Genomic DNA, 1,620 nt, shown 5'->3' with positions numbered 1-1,620 from the left:
GATATTGCGAAGAAGCGCGAGGGGAGCTTCTTTACGGGACTGCCGGAGATCTCCTCAGACCCCGTGGCAGGTCAAGGCTTTGGACTACGCGGAAACTTTTACAATAACGGCAAACGCAGCGACCCACTCTTTGCCTACACGCCCTACCGCGAGAAATTGACCGTCAATGCCCAGTTCACCACAGGTCAGGCACGTGAGCTTGTTCTGTCCTACGACAGACCCTATATAAATGGCTCCCGCTGGCGCGTCAAAGTGGACTTTAAGGCACGGGAAGACCCGACGAATCTCTATTTTGGGATCACCCAGGCGACCCTGGGTAAGCTGACGCTTCCCACCGCTGGCCCTGGCGGTGCGACCTACGACAAGTTCTCTGAGTTTGAAAAGGCCCGAAAAACGCTCCGAGATGGAGGTGCAGGAGAAGCGTCGAAAGTGACGGACTCGCTCTCCAACCGCTTTCAGGACTCGGAGCTAATGCTCAATATCAAGGCCGATTACGCACTGGGAAACCAGGGGCGCTGGCGCGTCCTAGGCGGCTACGAGATACAGCGCCTCGACTTCAAGACGTTTGGCGGACGGCAAGCCAGCGCGGTTGACCCTGCGACGGGTGCCTCGCTCAAGGCTCCCAATGGCATCCCTTTGCTAGACCGTAATGCGGCTGCAGGGACGGCTATCGGGCTGGACGGGGGACTGATCTCGATCTTGCAGCAGGCGCTCATCTACGATACTAGGGATTTTGAGCCTGACCCAACCCGTGGGCTGTACTTTGAGATTGGAAATGAGTACTCGGCGGGGGCTATCGGCTCGCAGTTTGACTTCGATAAGCTGATGATCCAAGTTAAGACATTCCATAAGCTCCCCGTTAGCCCACGCACGGTCTTGGCAGGACGTCTGGCGGTAGGCAATATCTTCGGGAAGAATGCGCCGTTTTTTGAGTACCAAGATCAGTGGAGTCCAGATGGAAGCATCAATGCTCTAGGTGGTGCCCGCTCGCTCCGGGGCTACCGTGCCAATCGGTTCATGGCACGCTCTATGTGGTTTACCAACTGGGAGCTACGGACTCGTCTCGGGGAGAAAAAGATCGCCGGGCAACGCTTTGCCCTCTCTGTCGTCCCGTTCTTCGATGCAGGCACGGTGCGTGATCGCTGGCAGTCGCTCAACTTTGACGACATTCGCTACTCCTACGGGATCGGAGGGCGGCTGGCTTGGAACCAGTCCACGATTATCTCGATGGATATTGGCCAGTCAGGTGAGGACAAGCTCTTGTTTTTTGGGATCGGTCATCCCTTTTAGTCGAGAGTTAGTGGTGTATCTACGGCTAGGAGCACCAAGCTTCTCACCCTACTTCGACAAGAATAGGCTTGTGTCGCCGGGGGGGCACCACGCTCACCCCGGCGGTCACAACCAAGTAGCTGACCAAGAGTACCGCTTTAACCTTCCGCATTCCTACCTACACGCATTGCAAGATTGCTAAAATATACCCTGAGTTGAAGTATCTCTTGGAGAACCCAAGAACTCACTTCTGTGAGCAACGAGCGCCAATTTATGAGCAACGAGCGCCACCCCGTGATACAATCGCCAGTCCCTTAGCGGATGTACAGCTGCTGGAATCTCCGGCAAAAC

1 protein-coding gene is annotated in these 1,620 nt (G+C 55.7%); it reads left to right on the top strand.

Annotated features, from left to right (window positions below; all coding sequences use genetic code 11):
• Positions 1-1,290 (top strand): BamA/TamA family outer membrane protein (locus ACH2EH_RS11935; protein WP_395141947.1); only part of this gene is annotated, 1,290 nt, incomplete at its 5' end.
• Positions 1,291-1,620 lie beyond the last annotated feature (330 nt).

The sequence above is a fragment of the Armatimonas sp. genome (assembly GCF_043760365.1).
Classification (GTDB): Bacteria; Armatimonadota; Armatimonadia; order Armatimonadales; family Armatimonadaceae; genus Armatimonas.
Note: the sequence above shows the minus strand (reverse complement) of the source record. Positions and strands in the feature narration are given on the sequence as shown.